Origin of the sequence: Cryobacterium sp. TMT2-4, assembly GCF_004402575.1 — a bacterium.
Taxonomy (GTDB): domain Bacteria; phylum Actinomycetota; class Actinomycetes; order Actinomycetales; family Microbacteriaceae; genus Cryobacterium; species Cryobacterium sandaracinum.
The window spans coordinates 79166-99586 of record NZ_SOGE01000029.1; the positions used below are offsets into that span (position 1 = coordinate 79166).

Sequence of the window (20421 nt, forward strand, 5' to 3'; positions counted from 1 at the left end):
CGTGTACCCAGCCGAACCGTGAGAAAAGGCCGCCGATTGTGGGATTAAGGGGCTTTTCTCGCGGTTCGGCCTGCCTGGCGGGCGCCCGGCCGGCGGGTCGGGTTAAGAGGCTGCGGAGGCGGCTGCCGCCGTCGCGGCGGCTGCCTGCTTCGCGACCTTGGCGGCCTTGGCAGCCGCGCGCAGTCGGGAGACCTCGTACAGTGTCACGCCGGCCGCAATCCCCGCGTTGAGGGATTCGGTCGAGGCGCTGATCGGGATCGACACAATCGCGTCGCAGGTCTCGGTGACGAGGCGGGACAGCCCCTTGCCCTCGCTGCCGACCACGATCACGATGGGGCGCTCGGCGAAACCGATGCCGAGCTCGGGCAGCTGGGTGTCGCCATCACCGGCGAGGCCGATGACGAGCACGCCGCGCTCCTTGAGCGCCTTGAGCGACTGGGTCAGGTTGGTGGCCATGGCGACGGGAAGTCGGGCAGCGGCGCCGGCCGACGTCTTCCACGCCGACGCGGTCACGCCGACGGACCGACGCTGCGGCACGATCACGCCATGTCCGCCGAACGCGGCCGTCGAGCGGATGATGGCGCCGAGGTTGCGGGGGTCGGTGATGCCGTCGAGGGCGACGAAGAGCGGCTTGTGGCCGCGGCTGATCGTCAGTTCCAGCAGCTCGAGGGGCTGGGCGTACTCGTAGGACGGCACCTTGAGCGCGAGACCCTGGTGCACCGAGTCCCGGCCGGCCAGGCGGTCGAGCTCCGGGCGCATGACCTCGAGGACGGGGATGCCGCGGGTCGTCGCGAGGGTGAGGACCTCCTTCACCCGTTCATCCATTTCGATGCGCGTGGCGATGTACAGGGCCGTGGCGGGGATCTTCGCCCGCAGCGCTTCCAGTACGGAGTTGCGCCCGGTCACAACCTCATGCTCGTCGATCTGCTTGGCCCGGCGGGTGGACGCTCCGCCGCCGCCGGTGTTGCCGGTGGTGGCGCTGCGCGGCGCGCTCTTGGGACCCGCGGAACCGCGGCTGCGGCCGCCGCCGGCCGCGACGAAGCGGTCCTGGGCGAGCTTGCGTTTGCCGGCGGGGTGGTAGGGGCGGTCTTCCGCTTTGGGCGTGGGCTTCTTGCCCTCGAGCGCCTGGCGTCCCTGGCCGCCGGAACCGACCTGTGGTCCCCGGCTGCCCTTGCGCACGGCCCCGGTGCGGGACTTACGGTCTGTGTTCTTCATCAGTCAAAACTCCAATGGGCACCCGAGGGGGTGTCTTCGATGGTAATTCCGGCGGCGACGAGCTCGTCCCGGATACGGTCTGCGGCCGCATAGTCGCGGCCCTGCCTTGCGATTTCGCGATCGTCGAGCAGGCGCTCGACGAGGGCGGTGAGTGCGATCATGGCCGGTTCGTCCGTGGCCACGGACCAGCCCGGTGAGAGCGGGTTGATTCCGAGAACCTCACTCATGGCGAGCACGTGACCACGCGCGGCGGCGGCCGCGTGCAGATCTTCGGCGTCCAGCGCCGCGTTGCCGGTACGCACGGTGTCGTGCAACACGGCCAGAGCCTGAGGCACCGCCAGGTCGTCGTCCATGGCGGACGCAAATTCGTCCGGGACGATCTCGACGCCGGATCCGGCGAAGCGGGTGTCCGCCAGGCGGCGGTCGGCGCGGTCGAGGAAGCTCTCGATTCTTTCGAGGGCCGCTTCGGCCTCCACGAGGGAACCCTCGTGGTAGTCGATGGTGGAACGGTAGTGGGCCGCCCCCAGGTAGTAGCGCACGACGATGGCGCGCGCCTGGTCGAGCAGCTCCGCCGCGAAGACCGAGTTGCCCAGCGACTTGGACATCTTCTGTCCGTTCACGTTGACGAGACCGTTGTGCACCCAGTAGCTCGCGAAGCCGTCGCCGGCGGCGGCGGACTGGGCCAGCTCGTTCTCATGGTGCGGGAAGCGCAGGTCGAGCCCGCCGCCGTGGATGTCGAAGTGGGAGCCGAGGTAGCGGGACGCCATGGCCGAGCACTCGATGTGCCAGCCGGGACGGCCGGCTCCCCACGGAGACGGCCAGGAGGCGGACTCCGGTTCGTCGACTTTGCGACCCTTCCACAGGGCGAAGTCGCGTGGGTCATTCTTGCCACGCGGGTCGGCATCCGCTGCCGGTTCCATGTCGCCGCGCCGCTGGCGGGTGAGGTCACCATAGTCGGGCCAGCTCGCCGTGTCGAAGTAGACGTCGCTGGAGGCGTCATCGGCCGGGTAGGCGTGCCCGAGTTGGATCAGTCGGGTGATCAGGTCTTGCATCTGCTGGATGCTGGCGGTCGCCCTGGGTTCGTAGCTGGGGGCGAGGATGCCCAGCCGCTGGTATCCGGCGGTGAACTCCAGCTCGTAGCGGTAGGCGAGCGCCCACCACTGCTCGGTGCCCCCGACCGCGTGGGCCAGAATTTTGTCGTCGATGTCGGTGACGTTGCGCACGAAGGTGACATCGAAGCCGCGGTAGGTGAGCCAGCGGCGCAGCTGGTCGTAGACGAGGGCGCTGCGCAGGTGGCCGATGTGGGGCGAGGACTGCACGGTGGGTCCACAAACGTAAATACCCACCGCGCCGGGCGTGAGGGGTATGAAGTCGCGGAGGGCCTGGGCCCTGGAATCGTAGAGTCGCATGGTCACGCTTCCCAGCTTAGGTCAGGGTCTGCCGGGGGTTCGGGGAGAATGAGCGCCGTCGCGATGGCGGCGAGGCCCTCGCCGCGGCCAGTGAAGCCCAGGGCATCCGTCGTGGTCGCCGACACGGCGACCGGCGCCTTCAGCAGCGATCCGAGCAGCGCCTCCGCCTCGGCCCGGCGCGTGTTGAGTTTGGGCCGGTTGCCGATGATCTGCACCGTGACGTTGCCGACCCGGAATCCGGCGGCCGCCAGCAGGCGCAGGGTCTCGCCGAGGAACACGTCGCCATGGGCGCCGACGAGGCGCGGATCGGATGTGCCGAAGACACCACCGATATCGCCCAACCCGGCGGCGCAGAGCAGGGCGTCGCAGATGGCGTGCACGGCGGCATCGCCATCGCTGTGCCCGGACAGTCCGCGCTCCCCCGGCCAGTGCAGGCCGGCGAGCCACAGTTCGGAGTCGTCGTCGAAGGCGTGCACATCGAGCCCGGTGCCCACGCGGGGCGCGGTGTCGGTTCGGGGCGCGGACTGGGCCGGCACGCGCGCGCCGAGCAGGGCCTCGGCCCGGCCCAGGTCCCACAGGGTTGTGATCTTGAAGGCGAGCGGGTCCCCGGCGATCACGCTGACCGGGTAGCCGGCGGCGGCCACCACGCCCGCGTCATCGGTCGCCGCGAGCGACGAGCCGGCGGATGCCGCGGCGGCCGCGGCGGTGAGCATCTCCCTCGGGAAGCCCTGCGGGGTCTGCACGGCCGAGAGTGCGGCGCGGTCCACCGTGCCCAGGATCTCGCCGGCAGCGGAGATTTTCTTGATGGTGTCGACCACGGCCAGGCCGGGAACGATGCCGTGACCGGTTGACTGCACCGCGTCGACGACGGCGTCGCAGAGCGCGGCGGGCGTGAGGGCACGCGCGGCGTCGTGCACCAGGACGGTGCGCACGCCGGGGTGCAGCGCGGCCAGGCCGCGGTTCACCGACTCCTGTCGGGTGGCGCCGCCGGCCACCACGTCGACGGATGCTGCCCCGCCCGCCCTCGAGGCGACCCGGCGGGCGTGAGCCAGGTGGGTGGCGGGCGCGACGACGATGACCTGCACCGGGTCCCGCATCCCGAACACAGAGGCAAGCGCGCGTTCGAGCAGCGTGCGTCCGGCCAGCGAGACGAACGCCTTCGGCTCGGCGTGCCCGAGCCGACTGCCACTCCCGGCGGCGACGACGATGACTGCGACCTGGGGCGCAGGGGTTTCAGTCATATCTGGACGCTATCTGGTGAGGTCGGCGACGAATGGACGAGAGACGGTGAGTACGAGGTGGTGCGGGAGGTACTGCGGCAAAAGACCGCGTCGGTGCGGGCGTCGGAAGCACGAAATGCGAAAGGCGGCACCTCGCGGCGCCGCCCTCCATCGAAAGCAAGTCTGGTTACGTGGGTTCTGATTCTGCCGGTTCCGGCTATGCCGGTTAGGACGCCAGGACCTCGTCGAGGACCGTGGAGGCCTTCTCTTCGTCGGTCTTCTCCGCCAGGGCCAGCTCTGAAATAAGAATCTGACGGGCCTTGGCCAGCATCCGCTTCTCGCCGGCGGACAGGCCCCGGTCCTGGTCGCGGCGCCACAGGTCACGAACGACCTCCGACACCTTGATGACGTCGCCGGATGCGAGCTTTTCCAGGTTGGCCTTGTACCGGCGGGACCAGTTGGTGGGCTCTTCGGTGAAGGGAGCGCGCAGTACCTCGAACACCTTGTCGAGACCCTCTTGGCCGATCACGTCGCGAACGCCGACCAGGTCGACGTTCTCGGCGGGAACCTCAATGGTCAGATCGCCCTGGGTGACATTCAGCTTCAGGTACAGTTTCTCTTCACCCTTGACCATGCGCGTCTTCACCTCGGTGATCGTCGCAGCACCATGGTGGGGATAAACGACAGTTTCGCCAACCTCAAACAGCATATGTGTATCCCTTCAGCAACGTCGAGGATACCACAGCCGCCAGTGGTAAGGTGCGCCGCGCCCGGGCGCGCGCGGCTCAGCCCGACGGGAGCCGGTAGGCTGAAGGGGAAAGCTAAATTTGCAGCGTTTGGCCGTCAGGCGGAACGGTGATCTGTTGGAGGCGTTGTGAAAGCTCGTATCATCGTGTCCGTCGTTGTGGCGACCGGCATCCTTCTGGGGACCAGCGGTTGCAATCTCCTGGCACCGCAGTCGACGACCGCGAAATACGACGCGAGCGACGGAGTCAGCGGCAATGTCGGCGACCTCGCCATACGCAACGCCATGCTTCTGTCGGACGACGGCAACATCGCCAACCTCGTGGTCACCGTCGTCAACTCGGGCGATTCGGCACACAACCTGAACGTGCAATACGACGACGGCACCGAGAAGTTCACCCAGGAGGTGAACGTGGACGCGAACTCCAGCGTCACGTTCGGCACACCGGATGCCCCGACCGTCACCGTCGCGGCCGACGTCGCGCCGGGATCGCTGTTCCCCGTCTTCTTCCAGTACGGCAACGAGACCGGCGTCGAAGTTCTCGTCCCGGTGCTCGACGGCTCGCTCGAGGAGTACTCGACGCTGCTGCCGACCTCCGCCCCGTAGGGCGAGGCCGACCGGCCGCTCCGGATCGCGGCACGCATTCCCGCGCGGGCGCCCTCCGTCGCCCCCGGCCTCAGGCGTCGAAGCGGTAGCCCAGGCCGCGCACGGTGACCAGCATGGTCGGATCCGAGGGGGCGGCTTCGATCCGCGACCGGATCCGCTTGATGTGCACGTCCAGGGTCTTGGTATCCCCGAAGTAGTCGCTGCCCCAGACCCGGTCGATCAGCTGACCTCGAGTGAGCACCCGGCCGGCATTGCGGAGCAGGAACTCCAGCAGCTCGAATTCTTTCAGCGGCAGGTTCACGATCTCGCCGGACACTGTCACGGTGTGCCGCTCGGTGTCCATCCGCACTGTGCCCGCCGACAGCAGGCTCAGGTCCTCCCCGACCTCGTCGGTGCGGCGCCGGGAAACGGCACGGATGCGGGCGAGCAGTTCCCGGGTCGAATACGGCTTGGTGACGTAGTCGTCGGCGCCGAGCTCGAGCCCGACCACGATGTCCACCTCGGAGTCCTTGGCGGTCAGCATGATGATCGGCACTGACGACCGCGTGCGGATCTCCCGACACACCTCCGTGCCTGGGATGCCGGGGAGCATGAGGTCGAGCAGAATCAGGTCTGCACCGGTGCGGTCGAACTCGCTGATGGCGCTCGGACCGTCTTCGGCGACGGTGACCTCGTACCCCTCCCGCTCGAGCAGGAAGCTCAGCGGCTCACTGAGCGCGCTCTCGTCTTCGACTAGAAGGATGTGGGTCATGGGGTGTCTCCTATCGCCGCCGAAGCGGGGTGCGGCGCCTCCGGGAGGCGGATGGTGAAGGTCGAACCGCTGCCCGGCTGCGACCAGACGCGGATGTCGCCGCCGTGGATCTGAACGATGTGCTTGACGATCGCGAGGCCGAGCCCCGTACCGCCGGTGTGCCGCGAGCGGGCCTGGTCGACCCGGAAGAAGCGTTCGAAGATCCGATCAAGATCGGCTTCCTCGATGCCCACGCCCTGGTCGGTGACGCTGATCTCGACGACTCCGGCGTTCTTGCGCACCCCGACCCCGACGCGGGAACCCTCTGCTGAGTAGTTCACTGCATTGGCCACGAGATTGTGCACGGCCATCACGAGGAGCCGCTCGTCGCCGCTCACCTCAGCCCCCGATTTCTTGCCGAGGGCGATCGTGATCCGGTCCGCCTCCGCGGTTACCCGGCTCTGGTCCACCGCCGTGGCCACGATGACGTCGACGTTGACGATCTCGGGCTCGGTCAGGGAATCCTGCGCCTGTAGGCGGGACAATTCGATGATCTCCTGGGTCAGGCGGCTGAGGCGACCGGACTCAGTGGTGAGGCGGTTCGCGAAGCGGCGCACCTGCACCGGCTCGTCCGCCGCCTGGGTGAGCGCCTCGGCCAGCAGCCCCACGGCGGCGATGGGCGTCTTCAACTCATGGCTGATGTTGGCGACGAAGTCCCGGCGCACCTCGTCGAGCCGGAAGGCCTCGGTGCGGTCCTCCGCCAGCACCAGAACGTACCGTGTTCCCAGCCGGGCCAACCGCACCCGCACCCGCATGCTGGCATCACCGAAGGGCCCGCGGGAGAGGACCAGATGGTCCGAGATCGGCTCGCCGGAACGGCGCACCTGGCTGATCAGGTTCAGGAGCTCGGAGTGCACCAGCTGCCGGTTCCAGACCAGTCCCATCGACACCGCGGCCTGGGATGCCTTGATCACGTTGTTGGACGGGTCGACGACGGCACCGGCCGTCTCCAGCGCGTCGAGCACCTGGTCGATTCCGTCGGGGACGGCCGGGTTGACGACCTCGGCGGCGCGCCTACCGTGACGCTCGGCCACGTGCAGCAGCGTCATGAAACCGGCCCCGACAGTCAGGCCGAGGGCCAGCGCCAGAAGCACAAGCCCTGTCGATTCCATTCATCCAGAATACTGACGTTTATTCCGGGTGGGTGACAGGGCCGTCCCGGCGCGCAGGCTACTTTAGGTAGAGTTCAAGACCACGGCACCTGCCGTTAACCTCCCTCCCCCATGATTCTGTGGGGCCAGGTGGGTCTCACGCGTCTGCGTGTTACGCGCGCCCAGGAAGGACCACACACCATGCGTGAAGTATTCCAGCAGGAACTCGCCGAAGTGCAGGATCGCCTTGTCGAGATCTCCCGACTCGTGGCGATCTCCATCGACAAGGCGACGCGCGCCTTCAACGAGTCCGACGTCGGTCTGGCGGAAGAAGCGATTTCCGAAGACGAGAAGATCGACGAGCTGACCATCGAACTCGATGAGCTGGCCATCACGATCCTGGCCCGCCAGCAGCCGGTCGCACGCGACCTGCGCATCGTCGTCAGCGCCCTGCGCATCAGCGCGTCGCTCGAACGGATGGGCGATCTGTCCACGCACATCGCCCAGCTGGCCCGTTACCGGTTCCCCGACAAGGTCGTGCCGAAAAGCCTGCGCGCCACCTTCGCCGAGATGGGCACGCTCGTCACGGCAATCGCGCACATGCTCACCGCGCTTCTGACCAATGAGGACATGAAGCTGGCCGAAACCATCCGCAACGAAGACGACAAGGTCGACGCGCTGCACCTCAGCGTGTTCGACGCCGTGCTCGGGGCGACCTGGAAGGGCCAGGCGGCCGACACGGTCGACTCCACCCTCGCCAGCCGCTACCATGAGCGCTTCGCCGACCACGCGGTCTCGATCGCGAAGAAGGTGCAGTACCTCGGCACCGGCGCCTGGCAGCAGAACACGAACGCCTAGAGTCCAGGCGCTCCGGCGTCACCAGGAACGAGAAAGCCCCGGAAGCAGTCGCTTCCGGGGCTTTCTCGTTCCTGGTGGGTTGGACGCTACTTCTTGTTTCCCTGGGCCGCGACGGCGGCAGCACCGGCGGCGGCAGCCTCGGGGTCAAGGTAGCGGCCGGGGCCAAGCGGCATCATGTCCGCGCCGAGGCGGTAGACCAGCGGGATGCCGGTGGGGATGTTCAGCTCGGCGATGTCCGCGTCGCTGATGCCATCGAGGTGCTTGACCAGCGCGCGCAGCGAGTTGCCATGGGCGGTGACGAGAACCGTCTTGCCCGCACGCAGGTCGGGGGTGATGTCGGATTCCCAGTAGGGCAGCATCCGGTCGACGACGTCGCTGAGGCACTCGGTGCGGGGCAGGTCGTCGCCGAGCGCCGCGTAACGCGGGTCGTGCGCCTGAGACCAGCGGGACTCGTCGGCCAGCACGGGCGGCGGAACGTCGAAGGAGCGGCGCCACAGCTGGAACTGCTCGGGCCCGAACTTGGCGAGGGTCTCCGCCTTGTCGAGGCCCTGCAGTGCGCCGTAGTGGCGCTCGTTGAGCCGCCAGGAGCGCTTGACGTCGATCCACAGCCGGTCAACTTCTTCCAGAGCGATATTCGCGGTCTGGATGGCGCGGGTAAGTAATGAGGTGTGCAGGATGTCGGGCAGCAGGCCCGACTCGGCGAGAAGCTCGCCGGCGCGCTTGGCTTCGCCCGCGCCCTGCTCGCTCAGCCTGACATCCACCCAGCCGGTGAAAAGGTTTTCCTGGTTCCATAGGCTTTGGCCGTGACGGAGAAGGATGAGATTGTATGCATCTGACATGAGTCCAACTCTACCGACGTGGCGAGCGCGCCGGGGCTGGGTCGGCGGCCCGGGTCAGTGGCCGGGGTCAGTGACCGGCGTCAGTGGCCGGGCGTGCGGATGCCGAGCCGGGGCAGGCGCGGGATATCGGCCACCGAGCCCGCCGACTGAGGCACGATGACCTCCTGCGCGGCCGCGACGAGGATGTCCTGGGAGGCCACGTAAAGGGTGACCGTGGCGGGAACGGTGCGCTTCACCGTGGCGAGCGCGATCGGGCCCAGCTCGTAATGGATGGCGCTGGAGGTGATCCGGCCGATCCCGCGGTGCTCGGTGGTTCCGTCGGCCAGCTGCTTCACGGCCTGCACTTCGTCCCCGTGCACGGGGAGCACCGCGTCGGAGCCGTCCAGGTGCAGCAGCACCAGGCGGCGGGGCGGATGCCCGAGGTTGTGTACCTTGGCCACGGTCTCCTGGCCGCGGTAGCAGCCCTTGTTCAGGTGCACGGCGCTGCGCAGCCAGTCGAGTTCGTGCGGCAGGCTCTTCTCGTCGACCTCCGTGGCCCGGCGCGGGCGCCACGCCGCGATCCTGAGGGCCTCGACGGCGAGAAGGCCGGCCGCGGCGACCCCTCCGTTCCGCACGGCGTCGCGCAGAGCCGGCAGGGACGCGCGGGGGACGAGGGTCTCGGTCCAGTGCCACGCGGCGGCCGGGTGCGCCGGTCCAGGCGCGTACTGGTATCCGCCCGCGGAGACCTGGGTCCAGGGGTCGTGCCACACCAGAGGCACTCCGCTCGGCGCGGCCGGTGTGAGCGGCAACACCGACGGGTCACCCATCGACCCGATCACGGCGTAGGCGAGAGTGTGGTCGACGACCTGCACCCGCAGTGTGAAGCGCATCGTGTCGAGCCACGCGTGCAACCCGGGCAGTTGGGCTGCCTCGACCAGCAGCCAGGTCTCCACCCCGTCGTCGATGACCGCCATGGCGTATTCGACGTGGCCGTTCGGGTCGAGCAGGAGCGTCTCGGTGGACTCCCCCGGCGCCAGGCGGCGCAGCTCCTGGCTGGAGATGGAGTTGAGCCAGGTCAACCGGTCCGGTCCGGCGACGCTCAGCACGCCGTGGTGGGACAGGTCGACGACGGCTCCGCCGGCGAGGAGCCGGCGCTGCTCCGTGAGAGGTCCGCCGTAGTGCGCGGCCACGCCGGCGTCGATGCCCTCGGCCTGCACCGCGCCGTCGAGTTCGAGCAGCGGGGATCTGAGCGGCGAGGACGGGAGAGGGGACACGGGTGCATCGGTCATGGGAACTCTTTCCAACGGACGGTTCGGCGCCGGGGCGCCTGGATGTGACGCGCAGGGATGCCCGGTTTATTCGACGCGCTTGAGGCGGCCGGACGCGTGGGTGCGCAGGCTCTGACCTAAGGCGGCCATGTCCCAGGCCCAGAGCAGATGGCCGTCGACCAGACCATAGAGCCTCGTCGCCGCCGAGTAGGGTTTGGCACCCTGGGTGCGCATCACGGCATCCGTCGCCAGGTCGATGCGCGGACCCTTGACCTGGCCGAGGTAGATTTCCGCGACTCCGCCGGGGTGCACGATGGTCACGTCGATATCGAAGCCGTTGTCGGCGTTGCGGAGGGTTTCGACCGCCGCAGCGGTGACGAACGGATGCTCACCCACGGCCGGCAGCAGACCCGGACCGGGATCGCCGAGCCCTTGGGCACGGCTCAGCCGCCAGTACCCGGTTTCCGTCATCAGCGGCGTCGACTCACCGCCGTCGGAGTCGGGCGTCGGCTCGAGCCAGGTGTAGGAGCTGTAATTCAGGTGCGGCAGGCCGTCGTGGCTGAAGCTCAACCGGTGACCGAACTCCCGGCTGACGGACTCTTCGCCGATCTGATAGTCGATGATTCCCGAACCTTCCCACACCCCGAGGAGCCACGACAGCGGCACCAGTTCGGAGGGGAGCTGAGGGGGCAGCTCAAACATCGAGGGCTACCGCTGCCCCCGGTACAGCTTGAACAGAACCAAGCCGGACACCCAGGCGATCGACAGGCTCGCCAGCGCGAGCAGCCCCAGGAAGAAGATTTCGATAGCGAGAATAGACATACGTCTTACTCTAGCCCGCTCGCGCGCGATAACCCCTCGGCACGCCTTAGCAGAACCACACGAGCACGGGCTGACTCAGATCAGAGTCAGAGGAGCCCGGCGAGAGCGAAGATTCCGGTGGCGGCGGCGAGCACGGCCACGGCACCGACGAGGCTGGTCGTCACCCGGTCCACGTAACCTTCCTTGCGTCCGGTCGCGAGCTGTACGCTCAGGGTTCCGATCGTGCAGCCGGCGAAGGAGAGGCTCATCCAGATCAGATGCTGGCCGGGCAGGGACAGCCATCCGGCCAGCACGGCGCACGCGAACGCGAACAACCACACCACGACGACGCTCTTCCACTGCCAGCTCACCCTCTCATTCTGCCCTGCCCGGGACCCTTTCCGCGGCACGCTAGGATGGGGCGCACAATCCTTGGAGGGTGAGTGTGGCCCAGTTGTTGATCCTGACCTCGGCGGTCAACAGTGACGTTCTTCCCGCCCTCGCCCTGCTGTCACACGGCACGCGCACCATCCCCGCCCAGCCGGACCAGCTCGTGACGGCGCCCGACGCCGACCTCATGCTCGTCGATGCCCGCTCCAATCTGATGGCGGCCAAGTCGCTCTGCCAGATTCTGCGCACCACGGGAAACACCGTTCCGCTGCTGCTCGTGATCACGGAGGGCGGCCTGGCCGCGGTGAGCCCGGACTGGGGCGTCGACGACGTCATCCTCGAGACGGCCGGGCCGGCCGAGGTGGATGCGCGCATCCGCCTCGCCGTCGGGCGCGTGCCCCGCACGGAGGAATCCGCCACCATCCGCGCCGCCGGGGTCATCATCGACGAGGCCAGCTATTCCGCCAAGGTGCACGGCCGGCCGCTGGACCTCACCTACAAGGAATTCGAGCTCCTGCGCTTTCTCACCGCGCATCCGTCGCGGGTCTTCACCCGGGAACAGCTACTCAGCGAGGTCTGGGGCTACGACTACTTCGGCGGCACCCGCACGGTGGACGTGCACGTGCGGCGACTGCGGGCCAAGCTCGGCGACCAGGAATCCCTGATCGGCACCGTGCGCAACGTGGGCTACCGCTTCAATGTGCAGGAACAGGACGGCACCCGTGGCATTCATCCGGTTTGCGCCTGATCTGACGGATGCCGCCTTCGCGGCCGAGTTCCACCGGGTCAGCGCCACCGCTACCCAGGGCGACGGCTACGCGCCGTTCAACGAACAGTCCCTTTTTGACGTGGCCGCGGGGCACCGCGCCCCGTTCCTGGTCGTGGAGAAGGACGGGAACGTCGTCGTGGGTGCGGGCATCCTCGGCGCCGGCGAACTCGACCTCGTCGTCGACCCGGCCCGACGCCGGCACGGGTACGGCGCGGCCGCCCTGGCCGAAATCCTGGCCGACGCGCCCGGGGAGCTGACGATCTGGTCGCACGGCGACCACCCCGCTGCCCGGGCGCTCGCCGATCGGTTCGCTTTCACGGCCGAGCGCACCCTGCTGCAGCTGCGGCTGGACCTGTCGAAGGAGACAGCCGGCAGCGCGCCGGCCGAGCCCGGAGCCCCTGCCCGCACCGGCATCCGTGCCGCCGTCCAGATCGACGCGTTCCGGCCCGGGCCGGACGACGCGGAATGGGTGGCGCTGAACGCGCTGGTGTTCGCCGCGCACCCGGAGCAGGGGGCTCTGACCGCGAGCGATCTGGCCGCCCGCTGTGCCGAACCGTGGTTCTCGGCCGGTGATTTCCTGGTGGCCCGCGACGCCGGCACTGGCACCGGTCGGATGGTCGGCTACAACTGGTTGAAGATCGAGTCGGGCTCCCCGGTGGGCGAGATCTACGTCGTCGGCGTGCACCCGGATGCCGCCGGTCGCGGCGTCGGCCGCCGCCTCATGCTGGCCGGGCTCGACCGCCTCCGCGAACGCGGGTGCCGTACCGCGGACCTGTATGTGGAGGCCGACAGCGCCGCCGCGGTGGCCCTGTATCGTTCGCTCGGGTTCACCGAGCGAACGATCGATGTGCAGTACCGCCGCAGCCCGCGTTGACCAGTGTTCATCCAAGATCGTCGCATTCGCGCGGTCCGCAGTGTCAAGATGGTTGAATGGACGGCGATAACATTCAGACCGACTCGGGCCTGGGCAGCGACTTTGACGATGATTTCGATCCCCTGATCGGCGTGAACGATCCGGCGCTCCTCACCGAGCGCTACCTCGACCGGGAACTGAGCTGGCTGGCCTTCAACCAGCGGGTGCTCGAGCTCGCGGAGGACCCCGATCTCCCGGCTCTGGAACGGGCGAACTTCCTGGCCATCTTCGCCAGCAACCTCGACGAATTCTTCATGGTGCGGGTCGCCGGCCTGAAGCGCCGCATCCTCACCGGGCTGGCCGTGCCGACCAACATCGGGCGCGCCCCGCAGGACGCCCTCTCCGACATCTCCACCACGGCCCACGTTCTGCAGGCCCGGCACGCCCACGCCTTCCAGGACCTCGTCAGCCCGGCCCTCGCCGAAGCCGGGATCGACATCGTCAACTGGGACACCCTGGACGATGCCGACCGCCGTTCCCTGCGCGACTACTTCTCGAACCAGATCTTCCCGGTGCTGATGCCCCTCGCGGTCGACCCGGTGCATCCATTCCCCTACATCTCCGGGCTCTCGCTGAACCTCGCGGTCCGGGTTCGCAACTCCAAAACCGGCAAGCAGGAGTTCGCCCGGCTCAAGGTGCCCACCATGCTCCCCCGCTTCGTGCGCGTGGACCGACGCGAGAAGGCAGACAGCGTACGCTTCATCACGCTCGAGGACCTGATCGCGAACCATCTCGGAGATCTGTTCCCGGGCATGGACATCCTCGAGCACCACGTCTTCCGGGTCACCCGCAACGAAGACGTCGAGATCGAAGAGGACGAGACCGAGAATCTGATCAAGGCCCTCGAGAAGGAGCTGCTGCGCCGCCGGTTCGGCCCGCCCATCCGTCTCGAGATCACCGAAGACATGGACGAGGTCACCCTCGGCCTGCTCGTGCGCGAGCTGGACGTCACCGATCAGGAGGTGTACCGCCTGCCGGCCCCGCTCGACCTGGGCGGCCTGTTCGACCTGCGGATCGACCGCCCGGACCTGCGCTACATAAAGCACGTGCCGACGACGGCCGTTCAGCTGCTCGCCCCGGAACCGAACGCGGAACCGGACATCTTCAGCGCCATCTCGCGCCGGGACATCCTGCTGCACCACCCGTACGAGTCGTTCGCGACCAGCGTGCAAGCGTTCCTCGAGCAGGCCGCGGCCGACCCGGACGTGCTCGCCATCAAGCAGACCCTGTACCGTACCTCGGGCGACAGCCCCATCGTCGAGGCGCTGATCGCAGCCGCCGAGTCGGGCAAGCAGGTGCTCGCCCTGGTGGAGATCAAGGCCCGCTTCGACGAACAGGCCAACATCACCTGGGCCCGCAAGCTCGAGAAGGCCGGCGTGCACGTGGTCTACGGCCTCGTGGGCCTGAAGACGCACTGCAAACTCGCGCTCGTGGTGCGGAACGAAGACGGCGTTTTGCGCCACTACAGCCACATCGGCACCGGCAACTACAACCCCAAGACCAGCCGTCTCTACGAAGACCTCGGGCTCCTGACCGCGGACCCGCAGGTGGGCAAGGACCTCACCCGTCTGTTCAACGAACTCTCCGGCTACGCGATCGAGAAGAAGTTCAAGCGCCTGCTGGTGGCGCCGCTGCACCTGCGCCGCGCCCTGCTCAAGAGCATCGCGACGGAAACCGCGGCCGCCCAGGCCGGCAAGCCGTCGGGCATCCGGATCAAGGTGAACTCCATGGTCGACGAGGCCATCATCGACGCACTGTATCGGGCCAGCCAGGCGCGCGTGCCGATCGAGATCTGGGTGCGCGGCATCTGCAGCCTGAAGCCCGGGGTCCCCGGGATGAGCGAGACCATCAAGGTGCGCTCGATTCTCGGGCGATACCTGGAGCACTCCCGGATCTTCTCGTTCCACACCAACGGTGACCCGCAGGTCTACATCGGCAGCGCCGACATGATGCACCGCAACCTCGACCGCCGGGTCGAGGCGCTGGTGCGCCTCGTCGACCCTGACCACCTGACCGAAATCGACGCCCTCTTCACCCGGGCCATGGACGACCGAACCTCATCGTGGTGGCTGGACAGCTCGGGCGAATGGACGCGCCACCACCTGGACGGTTCCGGCCATCCGCTCGACGACATGCAGAACAGGCTCATGCAACAAATCTCCCTCCGCAAGCGCCCGGCGGGGCGCCGATGAGCGACCCTGCCATCTACGCTGCGGGCGCCGTCTGCTGGCGCCTGATCGACGGCAAGATCCACGTTCTCCTGATCCATCGCACCGTGTACGGCGACGTGACCATTCCCAAAGGGAAGGTCGACCCAGGCGAGACCCTGCCGCAGACGGCCGTGCGCGAGATCGGGGAGGAGACCGGCCTGGCCGTGGCCCTCGGCGTGCCACTGGGCATCTCCGCCTACTCGCTGCTCAACGGCCGCGAGAAGATCGTTCACTACTGGGCCGCAGAGATCACGCCCGCGGCCATCCAGCACTCGACCTTCGTGCCCAACGGCGAGGTCGCGGCGATCGAGTGGGTCACCATCAAGAAGGCCCGCACCTACCTCAGTTACACGCCCGACGTGGAGATCATCGACGCATTCGCCAAGCTCGTCGACACCGGTGTCACCCGCACCTTCGCCCTGATCGCGCTCCGCCACGGCAAGACCGTGCAGCCCGGCAACTGGGACGGCCCCGACTGCAGCCGGCCGCTGACCGAGCGCGGCGTCAAGCAGGCCGCCGCCATTGTGCCCACGATCACCGCCTGGCAGCCCCTGCGGATCGTGTCGAGCACGGCGACCCGCTGCGTGACCACCGTGGCCCCGCTCGCGGCGGCCACCGGCATCCAGATCAAGCGCACCGAACGCTACAGCCAGGACGCGTTCGAGCAGGGCCTGGCGGATGTCCGTTCCGGCATCGGCAAGCGGGTGCGGTCGCGAAAGACTGCTGTGATCTGTAGCCACGGGCCGGTTCTCCCCGAGATCCTGCACGAGATCGCCCTGGCCACCGGCACCACCCACGGTGCGTACATCTCCGACGCGGCGGCCCTCGAAACCGGGTCGTTCTCGGTGGTGCACCTCTCCGCCGACAATCCGAGCGCGGGAATCGTCGCGATCGAAACACACTCGCCTGCCCTCTGACCACGGTATTCGGTGAATGCCCCGCTGCTTCTTTCGGCCTGCCCCGCCGCGTTCACCTTCCGTTAACCTTTTCGCAGGGGTGTCGTTAACCAGGCGGAATATGGTCACGGTGAGGCCAGCACCGGCCTCGAACCTGCAGTCACTTGTTATGAAGTCAACCCTCGAAAGGGATATCTGTGAATTTCATGCGTTTTGGCCGACCCGCGGTCATCGCCGTCGTCGCCGCACTGGCACTGTCTTCCTGCGCCGCGAACGAGGGCGCTGCACCGGAGTCCGACTCCGCCAGCGCCCTCACCGGCACGATCAACGCCGGTGGCGCGTCCTCCCAGGGCTCAGCCCAGGAAGCCTGGATCTCAGCGTTCCAGACCGCGAACCCGGACGTCACCATCAACTACGACCCGTCCGGTTCCGGCGCAGGTCGGGAGGCGTTCATCGCCGGTGGCTCCGACTTCGCAGGCTCCGACTCCTACCTGAGCGACGACGAGCTCGCCGGCACCTTCGGTTCTTGCGCAGCGGACACCACCGCGGTCGACCTGCCCGTCTACATCTCCCCCATCGCCGTGATCTTCAACGTCGATGGGGTCGACGACCTCAACGTCGACGCCGACACGCTGGCCAAGATCTTCTCCGGCGCCATCACCACCTGGAACGATCCGGCCCTGGTCGCACTGAACGAGGGCGTCTCGCTCCCGTCGACCGCGATCACCGCCGTGCACCGCTCGGATGACTCGGGCACCACGAAGAACTTTGCGGACTACCTCGGCCAGAACGCCCCGGACGTGTGGACCGAGAAGGCTTCCGACACCTTCCCGTTCCAGACCGGTGAGGGTGCGCAGGGCACCTCGGGCGTCGTCGACGCCGTCACCAACGGCGTGGGCACGATCGGCTACGCCGACGCGTCGCGCGCCGGAGACCTCGGGGTCGCCAAGCTCAAGGTCGGCGACGAGTTCGTCGCGTACAGCGCCGAAGCCGCCGCCGCCGTCGTCGACGGTTCTCCTCTCGTCGAGGGCCGCGAAGCCAACGACCTCGCGTTCGACCTCAACCGCATGACCGACAACCCGGCCGAGTACCCGCTGGTCCTGGTCAGCTACGCGATCGTTTGCACCGAGTACGCCGACCCCGCCCAGGCTGAGCTCGTCAAGGCCTACGTCGGCTACATGGCCAGCGCCGAGGGCCAGGCCGAAGCGGTAGCATCCGCCGGCGCGGCATCGATGACGACCGAACTCCAGGACAAGGTCGCAGCGGTTCTCGAGACCATCAAGTAGCTCCTGTTTCGCCGTTCCTCAGCTGCCCGATCCGGGACTCGCATGGCTTGCGAGCACCGGGTCGGGCAGACTGGGGTTCGTGGCCTGTGACCTGAACCTCTCTTTCTTAGCTTTTGCCCCAACCCTCCCAGGGAGATACCCGGCATGACGACCGCAGTAGAGCGACCCTCGCTCAAGGCCAAGGAACGCCCCGGCGACCGCATCTTCGCCACGAGCACGATTGTGGCCGGCAGCCTCATCCTGGCAATTCTCGCCGCCGTAGCGGCCTTTCTGCTTGTGCAGAGCCTGCCGGCCTTCCTCGCCGACCCGGAGGAGTTCAAGGGCGACACCACCAACTTCTGGTCGTATGTCTGGCCGCTCGCGTTCGGCACACTCTGGGCGGCGTTCCTCGCGCTGATCATGGCCGTGCCCGTCGCCATCGGCATCGCGCTCTTCATCTCGCACTATGCCCCCCGCAAGCTCGCGCAGGGCCTGGGCTACCTGATCGACCTTCTCGCCGCCGTGCCCTCCGTCGTCTTCGGGCTGTGGGGCATCGGCGTGCTCGCGCCGCTCGTGCAGCCGTTCTACACGAACCTGGTCGAGTGGTTCGGCTGGATCCCCCTCTTTGCCGGCCCGGTTTCCGGCACCGGGCGCACGACGCTCACGGTCGCCATCGTGCTGGCTGTCATGGTCTTGCCGATCATCACGGCGTTGTCCCGGGAGATCTTCCTGCAGACCCCCGTGCTATACGAGGAGGCATCACTGGCCCTCGGCGCAACCCGCTGGGAAATGATCGCCATGGCCGTGCTGCCCTTCGGCCGTGCCGGGATCATCTCCGCCTCGATGCTCGGCCTCGGCCGGGCCCTGGGTGAAACCATGGCCGTCGCCATGGTGCTCTCACCGAGCCGGGACGTCATCTTCCAGCTCCTGACCTCGCAGAACCCCACCACAATCGCCGCGAACATCGCCCTCAACTTTCCGGAGGCGCACGGCGTCGGCGTCAATATTCTGCTCGCGACGGGTCTCATTCTCTTCGTCATCACGCTCGTGGTGAACATGATCGCCCGCGTCATCATCAACCGCCGCAAGGCATTCTCCGGAGCGAACTGATGAGCCTGACGACCACGACCACGACCTCGAACACGGCCGCGCCTCTGACGAACTCCCTCACCGCGGGCAAGCTTCCTCGGCACACCTCTCTGGCCGTGCTCCTGGCCAGCTGGCTGGTCACAGGCGCGTTCTTCTTCGTGGTGATGCTCTCCGGCGCTGCCGAGGGATTCAACATCGTCGGAACGCTCTTCTTCGGCACCGTCGTCTACTGCGTCGCCATCTACCTGCTCTCGTACTTCGTCGAGGGCGTGCGCAAGGCCAAGGACCGCCTGGTCACCGCCCTCGTGACCGTGGCCTTCGCGGTCGCCCTTCTGCCGCTCTTCTCGCTCGTCATAACCACCCTGGTCAACGGACTGCCGGCGTTCCTCACCCCGAGCTTTTTCACCCAATCCCAGCGCAACGTCGTGGGCGAGGGCGGCGGCGCCTTGCACGCCGTCATCGGCACGCTGCTGATCACCGGTGTGGCCACGCTCATTTCGGTGCCGATCGGCCTCCTGGCAGCGATCTACCTCACCGAGTACGGCCGAGGTCGGCTGGCTCGGGCGATCACGTTCTTCGTCGACGTCATGACCGGCATCCCGTCGATCGTCGCGGGACTCTTCGCGTTCGCCCTGTTCTCTCTTCTGTTCGACGACCCCGGCATCCGCTTCGGATTCGGCGGCGCCATCGCCCTCACAGTGTTGATGATCCCCGTCGTCGTTCGTTCGAGCGAGGAAATGCTCAAGCTTGTTCCCAACGAGCTTCGCGAGGCGGCGTACGCGCTCGGTGTGCCGAAATGGCTGACCATCGTCAAGGTCGTGCTGCCGACATCCCTCGCCGGGATCGTGACCGGGATCATGATCTCGATCTCCCGCGTGATCGGTGAGACGGCGCCGCTGCTGATCATCTCCGGGTTCACGGCCAGCATGAACTACGACCTGTTCAACGAGCGCATGATGACCCTGCCCGTGTTCGTCTACACCCAGTACGCCAACCAGGGCGCAGACACCCAGTCCTACCTCGACCGTGCCTGGGCCGGCGCCCTGACGCTCATCTTGATCGTGATGCTATTGAACCTGGGCGCGCGCGTCATCGCCAAGATCTTCTCCCCCAAGCTCGGCCGCTAGGCTCCACCTCCCGGCCTCGGCCGTCTGATCCAAAGGAATGCATGTCCAAGCGCATTGAAGTCAACGACCTCAACGTCTACTACAGCAAGTTTCTGGCTGTCGAAGACGTGTCGTTGGTGATCGAGCCTCGAACCGTGACGGCCCTGATCGGGCCCAGCGGATGCGGCAAGTCCACGTTCCTGCGCACGCTGAACCGCATGCACGAGGTCATCCCCGGGGCGTACGTCACGGGCGATGTACTCATCGACGGCAACAACCTCTATGGTCAGGGAGTCGACCCGGTGCTCGTGCGGCGCCAGGTGGGCATGGTGTTCCAGCGCCCGAACCCGTTCCCGACCATGTCGATCGGCGACAACGTACTGGCCGGCGTGAAGCTCAACAACCGCCGGATGGCCAAGTCCGACGCCGACGACCTGATCGAGAAGTCGCTGCAGGGCGCGAACCTCTGGAAAGAGGTCAAGGATCGCCTCGACAAGCCCGGCTCGAGCCTCTCCGGAGGGCAGCAGCAGCGCCTCTGCATCGCACGCGCGATCGCGGTGCACCCCGACGTCATCCTGATGGACGAGCCGTGCTCGGCCCTCGACCCGATCTCGACGCTGGCGATCGAGGACCTGATCGAGGAGATGAAGGCCGACTACACGATTGTGATCGTCACTCACAACATGCAGCAGGCATCCCGGGTCTCCGACCGCACCGGATTCTTCAACATCGCCGGCACCGGCAAGCCCGGCAAGCTGATCGAGTACGACGACACGACCACGATCTTTTCCAACCCGAGCGAGCAGGCCACCGAGGACTACGTCTCCGGCCGCTTCGGCTAAGCCCGGTTCCGTGCCTGGCGCGCGGACAGCAGTGCGCCCTCGCTCCGCGCCCCGAACGAATTCGACGGAGATTCTGCCCTGAACGCGCCGATTACGCGTGAAACGGCACGATTAGAGCAG

General features: G+C 67.4%; 20 protein-coding genes. 10 read left to right on the top strand and 10 right to left on the bottom strand.

From position 1 onward, the window contains the following. Window positions 1-102: 102 nt before the first annotated feature. The 4 genes from rlmB to E3O54_RS08830 all read right to left on the bottom strand — a co-directional run bounded on the left by rlmB (window position 103) and on the right by E3O54_RS08830 (window position 4553). Window positions 103-1215, bottom strand: a complete 1113-nt coding sequence (rlmB, locus tag E3O54_RS08815; protein ID WP_104100141.1) for a 23S rRNA (guanosine(2251)-2'-O)-methyltransferase RlmB — start codon at window positions 1213-1215, stop codon at window positions 103-105. Continuing rightward, on the bottom strand, window positions 1215-2630 hold the full coding sequence (gene cysS / locus E3O54_RS08820) for a cysteine--tRNA ligase (RefSeq protein ID WP_104100142.1): 1416 nt from the start codon (window positions 2628-2630) through the stop codon (window positions 1215-1217). The genes rlmB and cysS overlap by 1 nt, the downstream gene beginning before the upstream one ends. Beyond that, complete coding sequence (gene ispD, locus E3O54_RS08825) at window positions 2627-3865, bottom strand: 2-C-methyl-D-erythritol 4-phosphate cytidylyltransferase (RefSeq protein WP_104100143.1); 1239 nt, start codon at window positions 3863-3865, stop codon at window positions 2627-2629. The genes cysS and ispD overlap by 4 nt, the downstream gene beginning before the upstream one ends. Before the next feature lie 205 nt (window positions 3866-4070). Next, window positions 4071-4553, bottom strand: a complete 483-nt coding sequence (locus tag E3O54_RS08830; protein ID WP_104100144.1) for a CarD family transcriptional regulator — start codon at window positions 4551-4553, stop codon at window positions 4071-4073. Between the two features lie 165 nt (window positions 4554-4718). On the opposite strand from E3O54_RS08830, the gene E3O54_RS08835 reads away from it, so the two are divergent. Beyond that, a complete protein-coding gene (locus tag E3O54_RS08835) occupies window positions 4719-5195 on the top strand; it encodes a hypothetical protein (protein WP_104100145.1) in 477 nt (158 codons plus the stop codon). A 70-nt stretch (window positions 5196-5265) separates the two neighbouring features. On the opposite strand, the gene E3O54_RS08840 is transcribed toward E3O54_RS08835, so the two are convergent. After that, the gene (locus E3O54_RS08840) at window positions 5266-5946 is read right to left on the bottom strand and encodes a response regulator transcription factor (protein WP_104100146.1); all 681 of its coding nucleotides are present in this window, start codon (window positions 5944-5946) and stop codon (window positions 5266-5268) included. Continuing rightward, a complete protein-coding gene (locus tag E3O54_RS08845) occupies window positions 5943-7097 on the bottom strand; it encodes a cell wall metabolism sensor histidine kinase WalK (protein WP_104100147.1) in 1155 nt (384 codons plus the stop codon). Before E3O54_RS08845 ends, E3O54_RS08840 begins: the two co-directional genes overlap by 4 nt. Window positions 7098-7277: 180 nt before the next feature. Here E3O54_RS08845 and phoU point away from each other — a divergent pair, with 180 nt between their 5' ends. Next, window positions 7278-7934: a phosphate signaling complex protein PhoU gene (gene phoU, locus E3O54_RS08850; protein WP_104100148.1), complete on the top strand. Its 657-nt coding sequence runs from the start codon at window positions 7278-7280 to the stop codon at window positions 7932-7934. Between the two features lie 86 nt (window positions 7935-8020). On the opposite strand, the gene E3O54_RS08855 is transcribed toward phoU, so the two are convergent. The 4 genes from E3O54_RS08855 to E3O54_RS08870 all read right to left on the bottom strand — a co-directional run bounded on the left by E3O54_RS08855 (window position 8021) and on the right by E3O54_RS08870 (window position 11192). Further along, window positions 8021-8773 carry a phosphoglyceromutase gene (locus E3O54_RS08855; RefSeq protein WP_134401421.1) on the bottom strand — a complete coding sequence of 251 codons (753 nt, stop codon included), beginning with the start codon at window positions 8771-8773 and terminating at the stop codon, window positions 8021-8023. Between the two features lie 80 nt (window positions 8774-8853). Continuing rightward, window positions 8854-10041 carry a folate-binding protein YgfZ gene (locus E3O54_RS08860; protein ID WP_104100150.1) on the bottom strand — a complete coding sequence of 396 codons (1188 nt, stop codon included), beginning with the start codon at window positions 10039-10041 and terminating at the stop codon, window positions 8854-8856. A 66-nt stretch (window positions 10042-10107) separates the two neighbouring features. Continuing rightward, entirely contained in the window at window positions 10108-10722 is a 615-nt protein-coding gene (locus tag E3O54_RS08865; RefSeq protein WP_104100151.1) for an FABP family protein, read from the bottom strand. Between the two features lie 206 nt (window positions 10723-10928). Then, complete coding sequence (locus tag E3O54_RS08870) at window positions 10929-11192, bottom strand: hypothetical protein (protein ID WP_104100152.1); 264 nt, start codon at window positions 11190-11192, stop codon at window positions 10929-10931. A gap of 74 nt (window positions 11193-11266) precedes the next feature. Between E3O54_RS08870 and E3O54_RS08875 the strand changes: the two genes are divergently transcribed. The 8 genes from E3O54_RS08875 to pstB all read left to right on the top strand — a co-directional run bounded on the left by E3O54_RS08875 (window position 11267) and on the right by pstB (window position 20301). Continuing rightward, the gene (locus E3O54_RS08875) at window positions 11267-11959 is read left to right on the top strand and encodes a response regulator transcription factor (protein ID WP_104100153.1); all 693 of its coding nucleotides are present in this window, start codon (window positions 11267-11269) and stop codon (window positions 11957-11959) included. Next, entirely contained in the window at window positions 11934-12854 is a 921-nt protein-coding gene (gene mshD / locus E3O54_RS08880; protein ID WP_241976821.1) for a mycothiol synthase, read from the top strand. Before E3O54_RS08875 ends, mshD begins: the two co-directional genes overlap by 26 nt. A 56-nt stretch (window positions 12855-12910) precedes the next feature. Next, on the top strand, window positions 12911-15085 hold the full coding sequence (locus E3O54_RS08885; RefSeq protein WP_134401423.1) for an RNA degradosome polyphosphate kinase: 2175 nt from the start codon (window positions 12911-12913) through the stop codon (window positions 15083-15085). After that, the gene (locus tag E3O54_RS08890; protein ID WP_104100156.1) at window positions 15082-16020 is read left to right on the top strand and encodes an NUDIX hydrolase; all 939 of its coding nucleotides are present in this window, start codon (window positions 15082-15084) and stop codon (window positions 16018-16020) included. The genes E3O54_RS08885 and E3O54_RS08890 overlap by 4 nt, the downstream gene beginning before the upstream one ends. Window positions 16021-16196: 176 nt before the next feature. Further along, window positions 16197-17285 (top strand): phosphate ABC transporter substrate-binding protein PstS, encoded by a 1089-nt coding sequence (pstS, locus tag E3O54_RS08895; protein ID WP_370247629.1) that lies wholly within the window; start codon window positions 16197-16199, stop codon window positions 17283-17285. Between the two features lie 144 nt (window positions 17286-17429). Continuing rightward, window positions 17430-18374 (top strand): phosphate ABC transporter permease subunit PstC, encoded by a 945-nt coding sequence (pstC, locus tag E3O54_RS08900; RefSeq protein WP_104100157.1) that lies wholly within the window; start codon window positions 17430-17432, stop codon window positions 18372-18374. Further along, window positions 18374-19480, top strand: coding sequence for a phosphate ABC transporter permease PstA (gene pstA / locus E3O54_RS08905; RefSeq protein ID WP_134401424.1), 1107 nt, complete (start codon window positions 18374-18376; stop codon window positions 19478-19480). The genes pstC and pstA overlap by 1 nt, the downstream gene beginning before the upstream one ends. Window positions 19481-19521: 41 nt before the next feature. Further along, on the top strand, window positions 19522-20301 hold the full coding sequence (gene pstB / locus E3O54_RS08910) for a phosphate ABC transporter ATP-binding protein PstB (RefSeq protein ID WP_104100159.1): 780 nt from the start codon (window positions 19522-19524) through the stop codon (window positions 20299-20301). The last annotated feature ends 120 nt before the right edge of the window (window positions 20302-20421 follow it).